The 17,599-nt window shown below is 75.1% G+C and carries 18 protein-coding genes; 8 read left to right on the forward strand and 10 right to left on the reverse strand.

Annotated features, from left to right (window positions below):
* Positions 1-22: 22 nt before the first annotated feature.
* The 7 genes from ZF1_RS09355 to ZF1_RS09385 form a co-directional block, all read right to left on the reverse strand.
* The gene (locus tag ZF1_RS09355; RefSeq protein WP_251784662.1) at positions 23-925 is read right to left on the reverse strand and encodes a sulfite exporter TauE/SafE family protein; all 903 of its coding nucleotides are present in this window, start codon (positions 923-925) and stop codon (positions 23-25) included.
* Between the two features lie 95 nt (positions 926-1,020).
* Positions 1,021-1,176 (reverse strand): hypothetical protein, encoded by a 156-nt coding sequence (locus ZF1_RS09360; RefSeq protein WP_482637006.1) that lies wholly within the window; start codon positions 1,174-1,176, stop codon positions 1,021-1,023.
* A 243-nt stretch (positions 1,177-1,419) separates the two neighbouring features.
* Entirely contained in the window at positions 1,420-2,757 is a 1,338-nt protein-coding gene (locus tag ZF1_RS09365) for a sulfate adenylyltransferase subunit 1 (protein ID WP_346105347.1), read from the reverse strand.
* Positions 2,757-3,695 carry a sulfate adenylyltransferase subunit CysD gene (cysD, locus tag ZF1_RS09370; protein WP_208824758.1) on the reverse strand — a complete coding sequence of 313 codons (939 nt, stop codon included), beginning with the start codon at positions 3,693-3,695 and terminating at the stop codon, positions 2,757-2,759. Before cysD ends, ZF1_RS09365 begins: the two co-directional genes overlap by 1 nt.
* On the reverse strand, positions 3,692-4,396 hold the full coding sequence (locus ZF1_RS09375) for a phosphoadenylyl-sulfate reductase (protein WP_251784658.1): 705 nt from the start codon (positions 4,394-4,396) through the stop codon (positions 3,692-3,694). Before ZF1_RS09375 ends, cysD begins: the two co-directional genes overlap by 4 nt.
* Positions 4,393-4,569: a hypothetical protein gene (locus ZF1_RS09380; protein ID WP_062401491.1), complete on the reverse strand. Its 177-nt coding sequence runs from the start codon at positions 4,567-4,569 to the stop codon at positions 4,393-4,395. Before ZF1_RS09380 ends, ZF1_RS09375 begins: the two co-directional genes overlap by 4 nt.
* Positions 4,566-6,233, reverse strand: a complete 1,668-nt coding sequence (locus ZF1_RS09385; RefSeq protein WP_482637007.1) for a nitrite/sulfite reductase — start codon at positions 6,231-6,233, stop codon at positions 4,566-4,568. The genes ZF1_RS09380 and ZF1_RS09385 overlap by 4 nt, the downstream gene beginning before the upstream one ends.
* A 453-nt stretch (positions 6,234-6,686) precedes the next feature.
* Between ZF1_RS09385 and hemW the strand changes: the two genes are divergently transcribed.
* Together hemW and ZF1_RS09395 are read left to right on the forward strand one after the other, a co-directional pair.
* Positions 6,687-7,877: a radical SAM family heme chaperone HemW gene (gene hemW / locus ZF1_RS09390; RefSeq protein ID WP_482637008.1), complete on the forward strand. Its 1,191-nt coding sequence runs from the start codon at positions 6,687-6,689 to the stop codon at positions 7,875-7,877.
* Positions 7,874-8,659, forward strand: coding sequence for a lipase (locus tag ZF1_RS09395; RefSeq protein ID WP_482637009.1), 786 nt, complete (start codon positions 7,874-7,876; stop codon positions 8,657-8,659). Before hemW ends, ZF1_RS09395 begins: the two co-directional genes overlap by 4 nt.
* Before the next feature lie 22 nt (positions 8,660-8,681).
* On the opposite strand, the gene ZF1_RS09400 is transcribed toward ZF1_RS09395, so the two are convergent.
* The 3 genes from ZF1_RS09400 to ZF1_RS09410 are packed head-to-tail and all read right to left on the reverse strand — an operon-like array spanning position 8,682 to position 11,622.
* Complete coding sequence (locus ZF1_RS09400) at positions 8,682-9,539, reverse strand: ABC transporter permease (protein WP_062401494.1); 858 nt, start codon at positions 9,537-9,539, stop codon at positions 8,682-8,684.
* Positions 9,536-10,486, reverse strand: coding sequence for an ABC transporter ATP-binding protein (locus ZF1_RS09405; protein WP_482637010.1), 951 nt, complete (start codon positions 10,484-10,486; stop codon positions 9,536-9,538). The genes ZF1_RS09400 and ZF1_RS09405 overlap by 4 nt, the downstream gene beginning before the upstream one ends.
* Positions 10,483-11,622 carry a hypothetical protein gene (locus tag ZF1_RS09410; RefSeq protein ID WP_482637011.1) on the reverse strand — a complete coding sequence of 380 codons (1,140 nt, stop codon included), beginning with the start codon at positions 11,620-11,622 and terminating at the stop codon, positions 10,483-10,485. Before ZF1_RS09410 ends, ZF1_RS09405 begins: the two co-directional genes overlap by 4 nt.
* Before the next feature lie 92 nt (positions 11,623-11,714).
* Between ZF1_RS09410 and hrcA the strand changes: the two genes are divergently transcribed.
* The 6 genes from hrcA (at position 11,715) to ybeY (ending at position 17,595) form a co-directional block, all read left to right on the forward strand.
* Positions 11,715-12,734, forward strand: a complete 1,020-nt coding sequence (gene hrcA, locus ZF1_RS09415; protein ID WP_208824747.1) for a heat-inducible transcriptional repressor HrcA — start codon at positions 11,715-11,717, stop codon at positions 12,732-12,734.
* Positions 12,735-12,779: 45 nt separating this feature from the next.
* Positions 12,780-13,946: a molecular chaperone DnaJ gene (dnaJ, locus tag ZF1_RS09420; RefSeq protein ID WP_161151755.1), complete on the forward strand. Its 1,167-nt coding sequence runs from the start codon at positions 12,780-12,782 to the stop codon at positions 13,944-13,946.
* 4 nt (positions 13,947-13,950) lie between these two features.
* Entirely contained in the window at positions 13,951-14,706 is a 756-nt protein-coding gene (locus ZF1_RS09425; RefSeq protein WP_482637012.1) for a 16S rRNA (uracil(1498)-N(3))-methyltransferase, read from the forward strand.
* Between the two features lie 158 nt (positions 14,707-14,864).
* Positions 14,865-15,761, forward strand: coding sequence for an alpha/beta hydrolase family protein (locus ZF1_RS09430; protein ID WP_226369564.1), 897 nt, complete (start codon positions 14,865-14,867; stop codon positions 15,759-15,761).
* Between the two features lie 93 nt (positions 15,762-15,854).
* Positions 15,855-16,958 carry a PhoH family protein gene (locus ZF1_RS09435; protein ID WP_405418373.1) on the forward strand — a complete coding sequence of 368 codons (1,104 nt, stop codon included), beginning with the start codon at positions 15,855-15,857 and terminating at the stop codon, positions 16,956-16,958.
* Positions 16,959-17,049: 91 nt separating this feature from the next.
* Positions 17,050-17,595 (forward strand): rRNA maturation RNase YbeY, encoded by a 546-nt coding sequence (ybeY, locus tag ZF1_RS09440; protein ID WP_251784650.1) that lies wholly within the window; start codon positions 17,050-17,052, stop codon positions 17,593-17,595.
* The last annotated feature ends 4 nt before the right edge of the window (positions 17,596-17,599 follow it).

Raw genomic sequence — 17,599 nt, forward strand, 5'->3', positions numbered from 1 at the left:
GGGGAGCGGGACCTGGTCGGGGTCAGTCGCGGGCGCCGACCGGCTCGGGGACCCGCTCCGGCTCGGCGACGGCCGGGCGGCGGCGCGGCAGCAGGACGACGGTCACGACGAGGGCGGCCGCCGTCGCCACCAGCACCCACGGGCCGGGGACGCCGAGCAGCGCGAGCGCCGAGGCGAGCAGCACCGCGGTCACGACCGGCTTGATGAGCCGGCCGGTGCCCCCGGAGGACAGCCGCGCGCCGAACCACACGCCGGGCAGGGCGCCGACGAGCAGCGCCGCGGCGAGACCGAACTGGACGTCGCCGAAGAACAGGTGCCCGACCGTCGCGGCGGCGACCAGCGGGATCGCCTGCACGATGTCGGTGCCGACCAGCCGCGACGGGTGCAGCTGCGGGTAGGCGAGCAGGAGCATCGCGATGATCAGCGACCCGGCGCCGACCGAGGTCATCCCGACCGCCAGCCCGCCGACGACGCCGATCAGCACCGTCCGCAGCGGGCGGACGTCCACCGGCGCGTCGACGTCGACGGCGTTGCGGCTGCCGCGCCGGTCCATGACCTGCCGGAACAGGGTGGTCAGCACCGAGGCGACCAGCGCGATCCCGATGAACACCTTGAGCCGGTCCTCGACGCCGACGCCCTTCCCGATCATCCCGATGACCACCGCGCCGGCGAACCCGGCGGGGACTGCGCCGAGCACCAGCCACCCGGTGAGCCGCCAGTGCACGGTGCGCCGCCGGGCGTGCACCGCGGCGCCGACCGGCTTCATGACCAGCGAGGTCAGCAGGTCCGAGGAGATCGCGGTGAGCGGGTTGACCTTGAACACCAGGACGAGCAACGGGGTCAGGAGCGCACCGCCGCCCATGCCGGTGAGGCCGACGAGGAAGCCGACGAGCAGGCCGGCGAGCGCGAGCGAGGGGTCGAACATGATCCTGCTTCCTGCGCACGCCGGGCGTGCGGGAGCGTCCGCGACCCGTGGGAGGGGTACGCGGTACGTGGTGGGAGGTCGGTCGGGGAGGTGTCTCAGCCCCGACGACAGAACTCGTCGAACGCGTCGAGCCGGCGCGACGGCCAGAACCGCTCGAGGTGCGCGACGAGGTGCCAGGAGACCGCCGGGTCCGACTCCGCGCGGCGGTCGGACGCGAGGGTCCGGTCGGCGGGGGCGGCGGTCGTGGTCACCCGTCCATGGTGGAACGGATCGAGGGGGTCGACAAGTCGTCGTCCGCTGGTCGGGACGACGGGAAACCTGTCCGGACACGTGGCCGTCGCGGGTCGCTGACCTGCGGGGACGTACCGTGGTGGGCGCCGCTCCGGCGCGTCCGGGTGACCCGGGCCACGACCGCCCGGTCCGGACACCCCGCCCGGCACGACACGGCCCCCGCACCCGGAGCGGGTGCGGGGGCCGTGGACGGCGCGGAGCGGTCAGCCGGCGGCCGGCACCGCCGCGAGCGGGTCGCCCACCAGACCGGCGGCGAGCGTGTTGCCCGTCGGCGGGTCGATCAGCAGGAACCCGCCGGTGGTGCGGACCCGGGCGTAGGAGTCGACCGGCAGCGGGTCGGCGACGCGCAGCGACACCCGGCCGATGTCGTTGATCTCCAGCTTCTCCGGCGCGGCGGCGTAGGACACCGTCTCGGTGTCCAGCCGCGACCCCAGCGCCCCGACGATCACCTGGGTGGTGCGGGTGCCGTGCTTGAGCAGCAGCCGCGCGCCCGGGAGCAGCGGCTTCTCGGCCAGCCAGCACAGCGTCGCGTCGATCTCGGAGGTGACCTCCGGGACGTCGGACGCGGCCGCGATCAGGGCGCCGCGGGGGGCGTCGATGTCGTCGGCGAGCAGCACCGTCACGCTCAGGCCCGCCCCGGCGGCGGCCAGCGGGCCGTCGGCGGTCCGGACCTCGGAGACGGTGGTGCGGTGCCCCTCGGGCAGGACGACGACCTCGTCGCCCGGACGGACGGTGCCCGAGGCGACCTGGCCTGCGTAGCCGCGGTAGTCGTGCAGGTCACCGAGCGAAGCGTCAGCGGAGCGGGACTCGGCACCGTTCCTGGGGCGGATCACGTACTGGACCGGCATCCGGAACGGGGCGTCGGCGTCGGGGCCGTCGACCGGGACCGACTCCAGGTGCTCCAGCAGCGTCGGCCCGGTGTACCAGGACGTGTTCCCGCTGCGGAACGCCACGTTGTCCCCGACCAGCGCGGACACCGGGATGACCTGGACGGCGTCGTCGGTGAAGCCCAGCGAGCGGGTCAGCTCGGTGAACTCGCGCTCGATGTCGGCGATCTTCGCCTGGTCGTACTCGATCAGGTCGATCTTGTTGATCGCCAGGACCAGGCGCGGGACGCGCAGCAGCGACAGCACCGCGGCGTGCCGGCGGGTCTGGGAGACGACGCCGTTGCGGGCGTCGACCAGCAGCACCGCCAGCTCGGCGGTGGACGCGCCGGTGACGGTGTTGCGGGTGTACTGGACGTGGCCCGGGGTGTCGGCGAGGACGAACTCCCGGGTCGGCGTGCCGAAGTAGCGGTAGGCGACGTCGATGGTGATGCCCTGCTCGCGCTCGGCGCGCAGGCCGTCGACGAGCAGCGACAGGTCCGGCGTCGACATCCCCTTGTCGACCGAGGCGCGCTCGACGGCCTCGATCTGGTCGGCCAGCACCGACTTGGTGTCGTAGAGCAGGCGCCCGACCAGGGTGGACTTGCCGTCGTCGACGGAGCCCGCCGTGGCGAAGCGCAGCAGGGACCGGGAGGTGGTGTCGGCAGTGCCCGTCATCAGAAGTAGCCCTCCTTCTTCCGGTCCTCCATCGCGGCCTCGGACAGCCGGTCGTCGGCCCGGGTCGCGCCACGCTCGGTGAGCCGCGACGCGGTGACCTCGGCGATGACCTCGTCGAGGGTGGTGGCGGTGGACTCGACGGCGCCGGTGCACGAGCCGTCGCCCACCGTGCGGTACCGGATGGACCTGCGCTCCAGCCGCTCGCCGTCGCGCGCCCCGCCCCAGGGGCCCTCGGCGAGCCACATGCCGTCGCGCTGGAAGACCTCGCGCTCGTGCGCGTAGTAGATCGACGGCAGCTCGATGCCCTCGCGCCGGATGTAGCGCCAGACGTCGAGCTCGGTCCAGTTGGAGATGGGGAAGACGCGGACGTGCTCACCGGCGGCGTGCCGTCCGTTGTAGAGGTTCCACAGCTCCGGGCGCTGCTTGCGCGGGTCCCAGCGGCCGAACGCGTCGCGCAGGCTCATGATCCGCTCCTTGGCCCGCGCGCGTTCCTCGTCGCGCCGGCCGCCGCCGAACACGGCGTCGAAGCGGTGCTCGGCGATCGCGTCGAGCAGCGGCTGGGTCTGCAGCGGGTTGCGGGTGCCGTCGGCGCGCTCGACGAGCCGCCCGTCGGCGAGGTAGTCCTCGACGCGGGCGACCTCCAGGCGCAGCCCGTGCTGCGCCGCGACCCGGTCCCGGAACTCGATGACCTCCGGGTAGTTGTGCCCGGTGTCGACGTGCAGCAGGCCGAAGGGCACCTTGGCGGGCGCGAACGCCTTGATGGCCAGGTGCACCAGCAGGGTGGAGTCCTTGCCGCCGGAGAACAGGATCACCGGGCGGTCGAACTCACCGGCGACCTCGCGGAACACGTGGATCGCCTCGGACTCCAGCGCGTCGAGCGCGTCCAGGGCCGGGGTCGTGACGGCGGCGGTCACGGCGGTCTCCTCCAGGGTCGTCATGCGTGCAGCCCGCACTCGGTCTTGGCACGCCCGGCCCAGCGGCCGGAGCGGGGGTCCTCGCCGGGCTTCGGCTTCGCGGTGCAGGGCGCGCAGCCGATGCTCGGGTAGCCGGCGTCGACGAGCGGGTTCACCAGGATCCCGTGCTCGGCGATGTAGGCGTCCATGTCCTCGTCGGACCACGCGGCGATCGGGTTGATCTTCACCAGGCCGAACTTCTCGTCGTAGGTGACCAGCGGCGTGTTCGCCCGGGTCGGGGCCTCGACGCGGCGGACGCCGGTGACCCAGGCGTCGTAGCCGGACAGCGTCCGCTCCAGCGGGACGACCTTGCGCAGCGCGCAGCAGCGGTCCGGTTCGCGGGCGAACAGGTCCTTGCCGTACTCGGCGTCCTGCTCGGCGACCGTCTGGTCCGCCTGTGCGTTCACGATGCGCAGCCGCGGGTAGACGGCGTCGACCGCGTCGCGGGTGCCGATGGTCTCCGCGAAGTGGTAGCCGGTCTCCAGGAACAGCACGTCGACGTCCGGCCGGGCCCGCTGGGCCAGGTCGACCAGGACGGCGTCCTGCATGTTGGAGGCGACGATCAGCCGGTCACCGAAGGTCTCCGCGGCCCAGGCGAGCAGCTGCTCGGCGGTCGCGTCCGGGCCCAGCTCGGCGGCACCGCGCTCGGCGGTGGCGCGCAGGTCGGTCTCCAGGGCAACACTCATGATTCCGCTCCCGAGGTCTCGGGGACGCCGATCCCCACGAAGGTCACGACGAAGGTGCGCAGGCAGCCCGCGCACCACCAGGCGGCGCCGGGGACCTTCTCGGACCGCTCGGCCGGGCGCAGGTCCTCCTCGCCGCAGTACGGACAGTGGAACGGCGTGACGCGCCCGCTCACTTCAGGTCCTCCTCGTCGGCCCGCAGGACCCACTGGGCGAACCGCTCGTCGCCGTCGCGCTGCTCGGCGAAGCGGCGCACGACGCGCTCGACGTAGTCACCCAGCTCGGCGCTGGTGACCTTGAGCCCGCGCAGCTTGCGCCCGAAACCGGAGTCCAGCCCCAGCCCGCCGCCCAGGTGGACCTGGAAGCCCTCGACCTGGTTGCCGTCCGCGTCGGTGACGATCTGGCCCTTGAGGCCGATGTCGGCGACCTGGGTGCGGGCGCAGGCGTTCGGGCAGCCGTTGAGGTGCAGCGAGATCGGCACGTCGGGCACGACGTCGGCGAGACGCTTCTCCAGGTCCTCCACCAGCCGGATCGCGCGTTCCTTGGTCTCGACGATCGCGAGCTTGCAGAACTCGATGCCGGTGCAGGCCATCGTGGAACGGCGCCAGGTCGACGGCCGGGCCGGCAGGCCGAGCCGGTTCAGGTCCTCGATCAGCCCGTCGAGCCTGTCGTCGGCCACGTCCAGCACGACGATCTTCTGGTACGGGGTGAACCGGATCCGGTCCGACCCGGCGCGCTCGGCGGCGTCGGCGACGGCGAGCAGCGTCGTGCCCGACACGCGGCCCGACGGCGGGGCGACGCCGACGTAGTTGCGGCCGTCCTTCTGCTTGTGGACGCCGACGTGGTCGATGGGCCGCTCGGGGACCGCCGGGGCGGGGCCGTCGACGAGCTTCCGGCCCAGGTACTCGTCCTCCAGGATCTGGCGGAACTTCTCCGGGCCCCAGTCGGCGATGAGGAACTTGATGCGGGCGCGGTGGCGCAGGCGGCGGTAGCCGTAGTCGCGGAACACCTGGACGACGCCGTGCCACACGTCGGGGACCTCGTCGAGCGGGACCCAGGCGCCGAGCCGCTCGGCGATCCGCGGGTTGGTCGACAGTCCGCCGCCGACCCACAGGTCGAAGCCGGGGCCGTGCTCGGGGTGCTCGACGCCGACGAAGGAGATGTCGTTGATCTCGTGCGCGACGTCCTGCTGCCAGGAGATCGCGGACTTGAACTTGCGCGGCAGGTTCGACAGCTCCCGGTCGCCGATGAAGCGGCGCACGATCTCGTCGATGGCCGGGGTCGGGTCGACCACCTCGTCGGCCGAGACGCCGGCGACCGGGGACCCCATGACCACACGGGGGCAGTCGCCGCAGGCCTCGGTGGTCTGCATGCCCAGCGGCTCGATCAGCTTCCAGATCGCCGGGACGTCCTCGACGCGGATCCAGTGGTACTGGATGTTCTCCCGGTCGGTGACGTCGGCGGTGTCGCGGCCGTAGCGCTGCGAGACCTCACCGAGCGCACGCAGCTGCTCGACCGAGACCGAGCCGCCGTCGAGGCGCACGCGCATCATGAAGTAGGAGTCGTCGAGCTCCTCGGGCTCCAGCGCCGCGGTGCGGCCGCCGTCGATCCCGGGCCTGCGCTGGGTGTAGAGCCCCATCCAGCGGAACCGTCCGCGCAGGTCGGCGGGGTCGATCGAGTCGAAGCCGCGCCGGGCGTAGACGTTCTCGATCCGCGCGCGCACGTTCAGCGGATTGTCGTCGCGCTTGCTGCGCTCGTTGGGGTTCAGCGGTTCGCGGTGGCCGAGCTTCCACTGCCCCTGGCCCTTCGGGCGGCGGGGTGCGGTCTTCGAGGGCGCCATGTGGTGGGTGCTCCGATGTCGGGCGGACCGGGCACACCCCGGCCCGGGACAGGGCACGGAGCGGCCCGGGGCGGTTCGGGAGGGGCCGTCGGGTCAGCGACGACGACAGAGCGCGCTACGGGTCCGGTTCAGGTCCACGTGGCGACGCGCCACGAGGCGGAGACGGAGTGCGGGCACGGATACAGGGTGCCACGGTGTCCGGACCTGCCACAAAGTGATGTTCGCATCCTGGGAGGGGTGGGCGGATAGGTCCGGACGTTCGCCGCGCGGTGTCCGGTTCACCCGGAACCACCGGGGTCACGGGCCCGGTGGAACCCGTCGTCCACCGCGGGGCCCCCGGGTGCCACCCCGTCGCGACCGGCCCGTCCCGCGCGCCCCGGACGTGCCGGGGAGCGGTCCGGGCCCGAGGTGCGCCCGGCACCCACCGGCCCGGCGGTGGCACACTCGCCGGACGTGACCCCCGTGCCGCCGGCCTTCGGGCTCTACGTCCACGTGCCGTTCTGCGCGACCCGCTGCGGCTACTGCGACTTCAACACCTACACCGCCTCCGAGCTCGCGGGCGACGCCGCGTCCCCGGACGGCTGGCTCGCCGCCGCCCGCGCCGAGATCGCGCTCGCCGCCCGCACGGTGGGGGACCGCACCGTGGAGACGGTGTTCGTCGGCGGCGGCACCCCGTCGCTGATCGGCGCCGACCGGCTCGTCGCGATGCTCGACGCGGTCCGCGAGCACCTCCCGCTCGCCGACGACGCCGAGGTCACCACCGAGTCCAACCCCGAGTCGGTCTCGCCGGAGTTCTTCGACCGGCTCCGGGCCGGCGGGTTCACCCGCATCTCGCTGGGCATGCAGTCCGCCGCCCCGCACGTGCTCGCCGTACTGGACCGCACGCACACCCCGGGGCGCGCCGTCGCCGCCGCCCGGGAGGCCCGGGCCGCCGGGTTCGGCCACGTCAACCTGGACCTGATCTACGCCACCCCCGGCGAGACCGACGACGACCTGCGCGCCTCCGCCGACGCCGTCCTCGACGCGGGGGTGGACCACGTCTCGGCCTACGCGCTGATCGTCGAGGACGGCACCGCACTGGCCCGCCGGGTCCGCCGCGGGGAGCTGCCCGCCCCCGATGACGACGTCGCCGCCACTCGCTACGAGCTGCTCGACGCGCGGCTGCGCGACGCCGGGCTGTCCTGGTACGAGGTGTCGAACTGGTCGCTGCCCGGCGCCGAGTGCCGGCACAACCTGGGCTACTGGCGCGACGGCGACTGGTGGGGGATCGGCCCCGGCGCCCACTCCCATCTGGCCGGGACGCGCTGGTGGAACGTCAAGCACCCGGCGCGCTGGGCGGGCGCGCTCGCCGCGGGGGAGACCCCCGAGGGCGGTCGCGAGGAGCTCACCGCGGACGAGCGGCACACCGAGCGGGTCATGCTGCGGCTGCGCCTCGCCGAGGGCATGGCCCTGACCCTGCTGCACGACGGCGGTCGTGCGGCCGCCGCCCGCGCCGTCACCGACGGGCTGCTGGACCCGGCGGCGCACGCCGCGGGCCGCGCGGTGCTGACCGACCGCGGACGGCTGCTGGCCGACCGGGTCGTCACCGACCTGCTGATCGCCGACGACACCCCGGCCGCCGGCACCCCGGCGGGGGCCCGGTGAGCCCGCGCCGCCGGGCGCTGCTGGTCGTCGCCGCACTGCTGGTCGCGCTGGGCGTGGTGGCCGCCGTCGTCGCGGCCCTGCCCGAGGGGGCCCGCGGAGCCGGCGGGCCCGTCGCCCAGGACCGGCCGGGCCCGGTCCTGCTCGTCCCCGGCTACGGCGGCGACCGCACCGGCCTGGAGGTCCTCGCCGGGGCCCTGCGCACCCAGGGCCGCGACGCGCGCGTCCTGGCCCTGGACGGCGACGGCACCGGCGACCTCGACCGGCAGGTGGAGGTCCTGGACCGCGCGGTCACCGTCGCCACCGACGCCGGGGCGCCGTCGGTCGACGTCGTCGGCTACTCCGCGGGCGGCGTCGTCGCGGGGCTGTGGGCGATCCGCGACGACGGCCCGGCGCGGGCCCGGCGGATCGTGTCGATCGGCTCCCCGCTGGCCGGGACGACGGTGGCCGGCTCCGCCGCGGCCGTGGCCCCGGAGGCGTGCCCGCAGGCGTGCCGTCAGCTCGCCCCGGGGTCGGCGCTGCTGGGGGAGCTCGCCGGGGCCGGGATGGTGGTGCCCTGGCTGTCGGTGTGGACCGACCGTGACCAGGTCGTCACCCCGCCGACCTCGGCCCGCCTCGACGGTGCGGTCAACGTGGAGCTGCAGCAGCTGTGCCCGGGCTCGACCGTGGGCCACGGCGGCCTGCCCGCCGACGACGCCGTGATCGGCCTGGTCGTCCGTGCCCTGTCCACCGCACCGATCGACGAGGCCCCGGCCGCCTGCGGCACCCTGCGCGCCGCGGGCTGAGACGGCCCGGCGCGGCGGGCGGTCAGCTCGCGATGTCCTTGGTCGCCAGGTTCGCCCACGCCGCCCCGACGGCGACGGCGACCCAGCCCGCCTGCACCCACGCCCCGGTGCGGGCGGCGTCGTAGAGGACCGGGTCGCGGTAGAGGTCGATCCAGGCCAGCCAGTGCGCCGTCGGCAGGAAGTCGACGAAGGCGGCCGAGGCGTCGAGGGCCTGCAGCGACGCGCTGGTCACCACGACCGCGAGCACCGCCAGCGCCGCCGCGAGCGGGGAGTCGGTCAGGGTGGAGAAGAAGATCCCCAGCGCGCCCAGGGTGAGCATGCACAGCGCCAGGTAGGCCACGGTCAGCCCGGTCCGGGTCGCCAGGTCCACCGGTTCGATCACCGTCCCGGACAGCGACGCGACCGAGCCGGGCCCGGCGTCGACCGGGGGCAGGGTGAGACCGCCGGTGGCGGTGGTGGTGCCGGTGCCGAACACCGCGATCCCCACCGCGTAGGACGTCAGCACCACCAGCGTCACCGCGGTGACCACGAAGAACGCCACCGACACCAGCTTCGCCACCAGCAGCCGCAGCCGCCCGACCGGCCGGATCAGCAGGTAGCGCAGGGTCCCCGCGGCGGCCTCCCCGGCGACGGTGTCCCCGGCGACCACCGCCACGGTGATCGGCAGCAGGATCGGCAGCACCAGCGCCAGCGCGAACGCCGGGAAGATCTGCCCGTTCGTCGCGACCGCGGACAGGAACGCCGGCCCCTGCCCGGGCGGCGGGAGGATCCCGGTGGCCGACACGACCACCGCGACGAGCGCCGGCAGCGCACACAGCAGCAGCCAGCACAGCCACACCCGGGTGCGGCGCAGCAGCAGCGCCAGCTCGACGAGGATCACCGCGCCACCCCCGGCCCGGCCGTCGCCACCCGGTCCGAGCCGTCACCGGTCCGTTCCAGCACCACCTGTTCCAGGGTGCGGCGCTCCGGTTCCAGCGACGCCACCGGCACCCCGGCCCGCACCAGGTGCGCGTTCAGGTCGGCGGGGTCGACGGCGCGGACCACGAGCCGGTCGCCGTCGGCGGACTCCAGCGCCCGGCCGAGCACCCGCGCCGCGGCCGCCGGGGCCGGGGTGCGGACGACGACCCGGCCGGTCGGCGCCCGCAGCTCGTCGAGGTCCTGGGTGAGCACGAGGTGCCCGGCGTCCATCACGCCGACCCGGGTGCACAGCGTCTCCACCTCGGCGAGCAGGTGGCTGGACAGCACCACGGTCGTGCCCCGTTCGTTCAGCGCGGTCAGCAGGGCGCGCATCTCGCCGATGCCCCGCGGGTCCAGGCCGTTGGTCGGTTCGTCGAGCAGCAGCAGCTCCGGTGCGCGCAGCAGCGCCGAGGCGATGCCCAGGCGCTGGCGCATCCCCAGCGAGTAGGCCCGCACCGGGCGGCGGTCGACCCCGCCCAGGCCGACCTGCTCCAGGGCCTCCTGCACGCGTCGTCGCCGGTCGGCGGGCCGGTGCAGCGGGCCGCCCACCGAGCCCGCCGCGTCGAGCAGGGTCAGGTTCGCCCGGCCCGACAGCCCCGGCCATGCGGCGGGGGACTCGACCAGCGCACCGACCCGCGGCAGGACCGTGCGGGCGGCCCGCGGCATCGGCGAGCCCAGCACCTCGATCGACCCCGAGGTGGCGTGCACCAGCCCGAGCAGCATCCGCACCAGCGTCGTCTTGCCGGAGCCGTTCGGGCCCAGCAGCCCGAACCGGGAGCAGGCGGGCACCGCCAGGTCGACGCCGTCGACGGCGGTGACCCGGCCGAACCGCTTGGTCACCGCGTGCGTCGCGACCACCGGGCCGTTCACCGGCGGGTCCCCATCAGCTCGACGGCGGCGGACTCCAGCACACCGGGCCGCACCGTCCCGGCCAGCAGCACCCCGCGCCGCCGCCGACGGGCGACGACCAGGCTGAGCAGGGGCGTCGCCACCCGGGCGGCCGAGCCGCCGGGCAGGCCCGCCACGTCCACCCCGCCCGCGGCGGCCGAGCCGCGCACGATCCCGTCGACGACCTCCGGTGCGGCCGGGACCAGCACGAACCGGCCGACCCCGGTGCCGTACACACCGACCCCGGGCAGCAGCTCGGCGGCCGGGACGTCCCCGGACACCGGCAGCTCCACCCGGTCCCGGCCGGCGAGCCGGTCCGGCGGGGGCACCGCGCCGACCCCGCGCAGCGAGCCGGTCAGGTCGTCGGGACGGGCCCGCACCCGCTCCGCCGACGACGGCGGCGCCGGGACCAGCGCCGCGGCCGGCGGCGCGGCGGCGTCCACCGCCTCGAACGCCGTCTCCAGGAGCGGGCCCGCGCCGTCCCGGGCGGCGATCTCGACCGCGACCGGGAGGGCGCCGTCGCCGACGGGGACCGACCACACGTCGATCCGCCCGGCCAGGCTGTCCGGGTCGGCCGGGGTCACCCGCAGCCCGGCCGCGGCCCGCCCGGCGACCCGCCGTGCCGGCAGCGCCGTCACCGGGTCGTCGGGGGTCGCGCCGAGCAGCCGGCGGGCCAGGTCGGCCGGGGCGAGGTCCGAGGCCCGCGGGAAACGCACCGGGGCGAGCGGGGAGACCGTGGTCAGCCGGTCCGCGCCGTAGTCCCAGATCCGCTCGACCTGTCCGTCGCGGTAGGTGTCGACCTCGCCGACCGGGGTCAGCTCGTCGACCCGCCAGCGGCCCGCGTCGGCGACCTGGACGCGGATCCGGGTGGTCGTGGACAGCAGCCGGGCCGCGGACCCGATCGGCGCGACGGTGGGCAGCCCGAGCCGGCCGGTCGCCGTCGCCAGGCCGGAGTGGGGGACGACACCCGCCAGGATCCGGGCCCGCAGCGCGGCCGGGTCCGGGGTCCCGGCGACGTCGCCGACGGGGAGCCAGCGGTCGGTCGTGCCCACCGCGACCAGGGCGACGGCACCGGCACCGACGAGCAGGGAGCGCCGGCCGAAGCGGCGTGCGGACATCACCCCACCCACCGTGCCACGCCGCGTGCCCCGGCCGCGCGGCCACGACGGCGCCTAGAATGGACGGGGCACACCGGGGGAGGTGCGAGGAGATGAACGCCGACGAGCGGCGGTTCGCCGTGCTGCGGGCCATCGTGGCCGACTACGTGTCGACGCAGGAGCCCGTGGGGTCGAAGGCCATCGTCGACCGGCACAATCTCGGGGTGTCGAGCGCGACGGTGCGCAACGACATGGCCGTCCTCGAGGAGGACGGCCTGATCGCGCAGCCGCACACCAGCGCGGGCCGGATCCCCACCGACAAGGGCTACCGCCAGTTCGTCGACCGGATCTCGCAGGTCAAGCCGCTGTCGTCGGCCGAGAAGCGGGCCGTGCAGACGTTCCTGGACGGCGCCGTCGACCTCGACGACGTGCTGCGCCGCTCGGTGCGGCTGCTCGCGCAGCTGACCCGCCAGGTCGCCGTCGTGCAGTACCCGACGCTCACCCGATCCACGGTCCGCCACCTCGAGGTCGTGCAGCTGACCCCGGCCCGGCTGATGCTGGTGCTGATCACCGACTCCGGGCGCGTCGACCAGCGCGTTGTCGACCTGGGGGACGTGCTCGCCGACGCCGACGTCGCCCGGCTGCGCGAGATCCTCGGCAACGCTCTGGGCGGTCGCAAGCTCGCCGAGGCCTCCGCGGCCGTGGCCGAGCTGCCGGAGACGGCTCCGGAGGACCTGCGCACCCCGCTGCTGCACCTCGCGACGGTGCTCATCGAGACCCTCGTCGAGCACCCCGAGGAGCGGATGGTGCTGGGCGGCACGGCCAACCTGACCCGCAGCCACGCCGACTTCCCCGGCTCGCTGCGCCAGGTCCTGGAGGCCCTGGAGGAGCAGGTCGTGGTCATGCGGCTGCTCGCGGCCTCGCAGGACTCCGGGCTGGTGACGGTCCGGATCGGCGAGGAGAACGAGGCCGAGGACCTGCGCACCGCGTCCGTGGTCACGGTGGGGTACGGATCGGGTACCCCGCTGGGCGGGATGGGCGTCGTCGGGCCGACCCGGATGGACTACCCGGGCACGATCTCGGCGGTGCATGCGGTCGCCCGGTACGTGGGTGAGATCCTGACCGGTCGGTAGACCTTTCATCGTCGTTGTACGTACTTCACTGAGGAAAAGAGCCAGGTGGCACGCGACTACTACGGGATCCTGGGCGTCGAGCGCGGCGCCGACGCCTCGGAGATCAAGCGGGCGTACCGCAAGCTCGCCCGTGAGCTGCACCCGGACGTCAACCCCGACCCCGCGGCACAGGAGCGGTTCCGGGAGGTCAGCGCCGCCTACGAGGTGCTGACCGACCCCGAGAAGCGCCGGGTCGTCGACCTCGGCGGCGACCCCCTCGACGCCCGCGGCGGGGGTGGTGGCGGCGGTGACCCGTTCGCCGGGTTCGGCGGGTTCAGCGACATCATGGACGCGTTCTTCGGCGGCACCGCCGGCGGCGGACGCGGGCGCGGCCCGCGCAGCCGGGTCCAGCCCGGCGCCGACGCGCTGATCCGGATGGAGCTGACGCTGGAGGACTGCGCCGCCGGTGTGCAGCGCGACCTCGCCGTCGACACCGCGGTCCTGTGCACCCAGTGCCAGGGCTCCGGCTGCGCCGAGGGCACCCACCCCACCGCCTGCGACACCTGCGGCGGCTCCGGCGAGATCCAGAGCGTGCAGCGCTCGTTCCTCGGGCAGGTCGTCACCGCACGGCCCTGCCCGACCTGCCGCGGGTTCGGCGAGGTCATCCCCGACCCCTGCCGCCAGTGCGCGGGCGACGGCCGGGTCCGGTCGCGGCGCACCGTCGCCGTCAAGATCCCGGCGGGCGTCGCCGAGGGCATGCGGGTGCGCCTGTCCGGCCAGGGCGAGGTCGGCTCCGGCGGCGGTCCCGCCGGTGACCTCTACGTCGAGGTGGAGGAGGCGCCGCACGAGCTGTTCACCCGCGACGGCGCCGACCTGCACTGCACGCTCCCGCTGCCGATGACCGCGGCCGCGCTCGGCACCACGTTGCCGTTGCCGCTGCTCGACGGCTCGGTCGCCGAGATCGACGTCGAGGCGGGCACCCAGCACGGCACGGTCCGCACGCTGCGCGGCAAGGGCATGCCGCGGCTGCGCTCCACCGGGCGCATCGACGGCCACGGCGACCTCCTGGTGCACGTCGAGGTGGCGGTGCCGACCCGGCTGGACAAGGAGCAGACCGACCTGCTGCGCCGGCTCGCCGAGCTGCGCGGGGAGGAGCAGCCGGACCTGATCGGCGGCTCCCGCAACGGGCACGGCCTGTTCTCCAAGCTGCGCGACAGCTGGACCGGACGCTGACCCGGTGACGACGGCGCCGTTGTTCCTGGTCGACGACGTCGGGTCCCTCCCGGGCCCGGGCTCCGACACGGTGCTCGACGGCCCGGAGGGGCGCCACGCCGCGACCGTGCGACGGCTGCGCCCCGGCGAGGCGCTGGTGCTGTCCGACGGCCGGGGCGGGCTCGCCCGCGCCGAGGTCGTCGACGTCGCCGGGCGGGACGCGCTGACCGTGCGGCTGCACGAGGTGACCCGGGTGCCCGCACCCGCGGTCCGCGTCGTCGTCGCGCAGGCGCTGGTCAAGGGCGACCGCGGCGAGCTCGCCGTGGAGACCGCCACCGAGGCCGGCGCCGACGGGTTCGTCCCCTGGAGGGCGGCCCGCTGCGTCAGCCGCTGGGACGACGGCCCGCGCGGCGCGAAGGCCCTCGAACGCTGGCGGTCCACCGTCCGCGAGGCCGCCAAGCAGGCCCGCCGCCCGTGGCAGCCCGACGTCGCGGGCCCGGTGACCACCGCGCAGCTCGCCGCCCGGGTCGGTGCCGCCGACACCGCGCTGGTGCTGCACGAGTCCGCGGGCGAGGACCTCGCCTCGGTCGCGCTGCCCGCGGCGGGGGAGGTGCTGCTCGCCGTCGGACCGGAGGGCGGCGTCGACGACGCCGAGCTCGACCGCCTCACCGAGGCCGGCGCCGTCCCGGTCCGGATGGGGCCCGAGGTGCTGCGGGCCTCCACCGCGGCCTGCGTCGCGCTCGGCGCGCTCGCCGTGCGCACCGGCCGCTGGGCCCGCTGAGCCCCCTCGCCGACCCGCCCCGGATGCCCCCAGGGGAACTTTCGGGGCTTAGAGCGCTACGAGGGTGACCCTGGGAGCAGGGCACGGAGGGACCGACGCGCGTCACGATCCGGCGAACCGGTCGTCGGGGACCGGGCGCGGGTGTCATCATCCGCCGCGTGAGTGACCACGCTCCCCGGATCGGACGCCGCGCGCTGCTGGCCGGCCTCGCCGCCACCCCGCTGCTCGGCGCCTGCGGCAACGACGCCCCCGCGGCCCCGCGGCGGCCCCCGCGCGACGAGACCGCCCCGCGGACCGAGCGGATGGCCTACGGCGGCCAGCCCGACCAGTTCGGCGAGCTGACCTTCCCGGCGAGCCGGGACCTGCCCCGCGGCACCGTGATCGTCGTGCACGGCGGTTTCTGGCGGGCCGGCACCGACCTCACGATCATGCGCCCGGTCGTCGACGCGCTGGTCGCGGCGGACTTCGCGGTCTGGAACATCGAGTACCGGAAGGTGGGCGCCGGCGGCGGCTGGCCCTCCACCTTCGACGACGTCGCGATGGCCGCCGACCACCTCGCCACCCTGCGCTCCACCCGGCTCGACCTGCGCCGGCTCGTCGTGCTCGGGCACTCGGCGGGCGGACACCTCGCGGGCTGGCTGGCGATGCGCGCGACGCTCGCCCCCGGCGACCCGGGCGCGACGCCCGTGGTCCGCCCGGCCGGGGTGGTCTCGCTGGCCGGGGTGCTCGACCTGGCAGGCGGGACGCTGCTCGGCGACGGGGCCGTCGCCGACCTCGTCGCGGCGACCCCGGGCGCCGACCCGGCCCGCTTCCGGGCGACCAGCCCGCTGGAGGCCGTCCCGCTCGGCGTGCCGTCGGTGTGCGTGCACGGCACCGCCGACGAGGTGGTCCCGCTCTCCCAGAGCGAGGACTTCGTCGCCGCCGCGACGGCCGCCGGTGACCGGTCGGAGCTCGTGCGGGTCGAGGGCGCGAACCACCTGCAGCTCATCGACGTCGCCCACCCCGGCTGGGCCGCCGCGCTGCAGGCCGTGGAACGGCTGAGCACCCCCGCCTGATCCGCGGGGAGAATCCCCGGGTGCCGTCGGCGGTCCGACCGGTACGATCGGTGCAGTCCGGCGACCCGACGTACGAGGCAGGCGAACACACTCTTGACCGGCACCGAACCCGGCCCCACCCCTCGGACCGACGAGCGGTCCGACGTAGCACCGGGCGGGACCGTCCGGTCGAGGATGGCCGTGCCGGACACCGCCCTCCTGTCCCTGCTCGGCTCGCGTGACGACAGCCTGCGCGCCGCCGAGGAGGAGCTGACCGCCGACGTCCACGTCCGCGGCAACGAGCTGACCCTGTCCGGGGACCCGGGCGACGTCGCGTTCGCCGAGCGGGTCTTCACCGAGCTGATCACCCTGGCCGAGCGCGGCCAGCTGGTCGGCGCGGACACCGTGCGCCGCACCGTGCAGATGCTCTCGGCGGAGAACACCGCCGACGAGCGCCTGGGCGAGTCCCCGGCCGAGGTGCTGAGCCTGGACATCCTGTCCCGGCGCGGGAAGACCATCCGGCCCAAGACGCTCAACCAGAAGCGCTACGTCGACGCCATCGACGCGTTCACCATCGTCTTCGGCATCGGCCCGGCCGGTACCGGCAAGACCTACCTGGCGATGGCCAAGGCCGTGCAGGCGCTGCAGGCCAAGCAGGTCAACCGGATCATCCTGACCCGGCCCGCGGTCGAGGCGGGGGAGCGGCTGGGCTACCTGCCCGGCACGCTGTTCGAGAAGATCGACCCGTACCTGCGCCCGCTCTACGACGCGCTGCACGACATGATCGACCCCGAGTCCATCCCGAAGCTGATGGCCGCCGGGACGATCGAGGTCGCGCCGCTGGCCTACATGCGCGGCCGCACCCTCAACGACGCGTTCATCATCCTCGACGAGGCGCAGAACACCACGCCCGAGCAGATGAAGATGTTCCTCACCCGGCTCGGCTTCGGCTCGCGGATCGTGGTGACCGGCGACATCACCCAGGTCGACCTCCCGGGCAACGCCCGGTCCGGCCTGGCCGTCGTGCAGGACATCCTCGACGGCGTCGACGACGTGCACTTCTCCCGGCTCGAGAGCGCCGACGTGGTCCGGCACCGCCTGGTGTCCGACATCGTCGACGCCTACGCCCGGTTCGACGCGTCCGAGCACCGCGCGGCCGCCGTCGGCAACGGCGCACCCCGCAACGGCCCCGCGCGGCGTCCCGACCGGCGGCGGTGACCGGGGGGCGGGTGGCACCGGGACCGTCGGTACGGCCGTCTAGGCTGCCCCCTACATCCGTATCGGCGAGCAGGGGCAGGGCAGCGGCGGCGTGAGCATCGAGGTCGTCAACGAGTCCGGGATCACGGTCGACGAGGCGCAGATCGTGTCGGTCGCCCGGTACGCGCTGGACGCGATGAAGGTGAGCCCGTCCGCCGAGCTGGCGATCACCGCCGTCGGGCTGGACGCGATGGAGGAGCTGCACGTCCGCTGGATGGACGAGCCGGGCCCCACCGACGTCATGGCGTTCCCCATGGACTCCCTGTCCGAGGACACCCGGCGCCCCGACGCGCCGGACCTGGGCCCCGCCCTGCTCGGCGACGTCGTGCTCTGCCCGGCCTTCGCCCGGGACCAGGCGCGCAAGGCCGGGCACACCCTGGCCGACGAGCTGCACCTGCTGACCGTGCACGGCATCCTGCACCTGCTGGGGTACGACCACCTCGAGCCCGAGGACGAGCGCGAGATGTTCGCGCTGCAGAACCGGCTGCTGGTCCGCTGGCGGTCCGACCGGGCCGCCGAGCGCGCCCGGGACGCCCAGAAGCGCAGCGACGACCGCCTGCTCGGTGCCGCCGGCTTCGAGGACGAGTCCGGCCGGTGACCGG

The organism is Pseudonocardia sp. ZF1 (assembly GCF_056835605.1).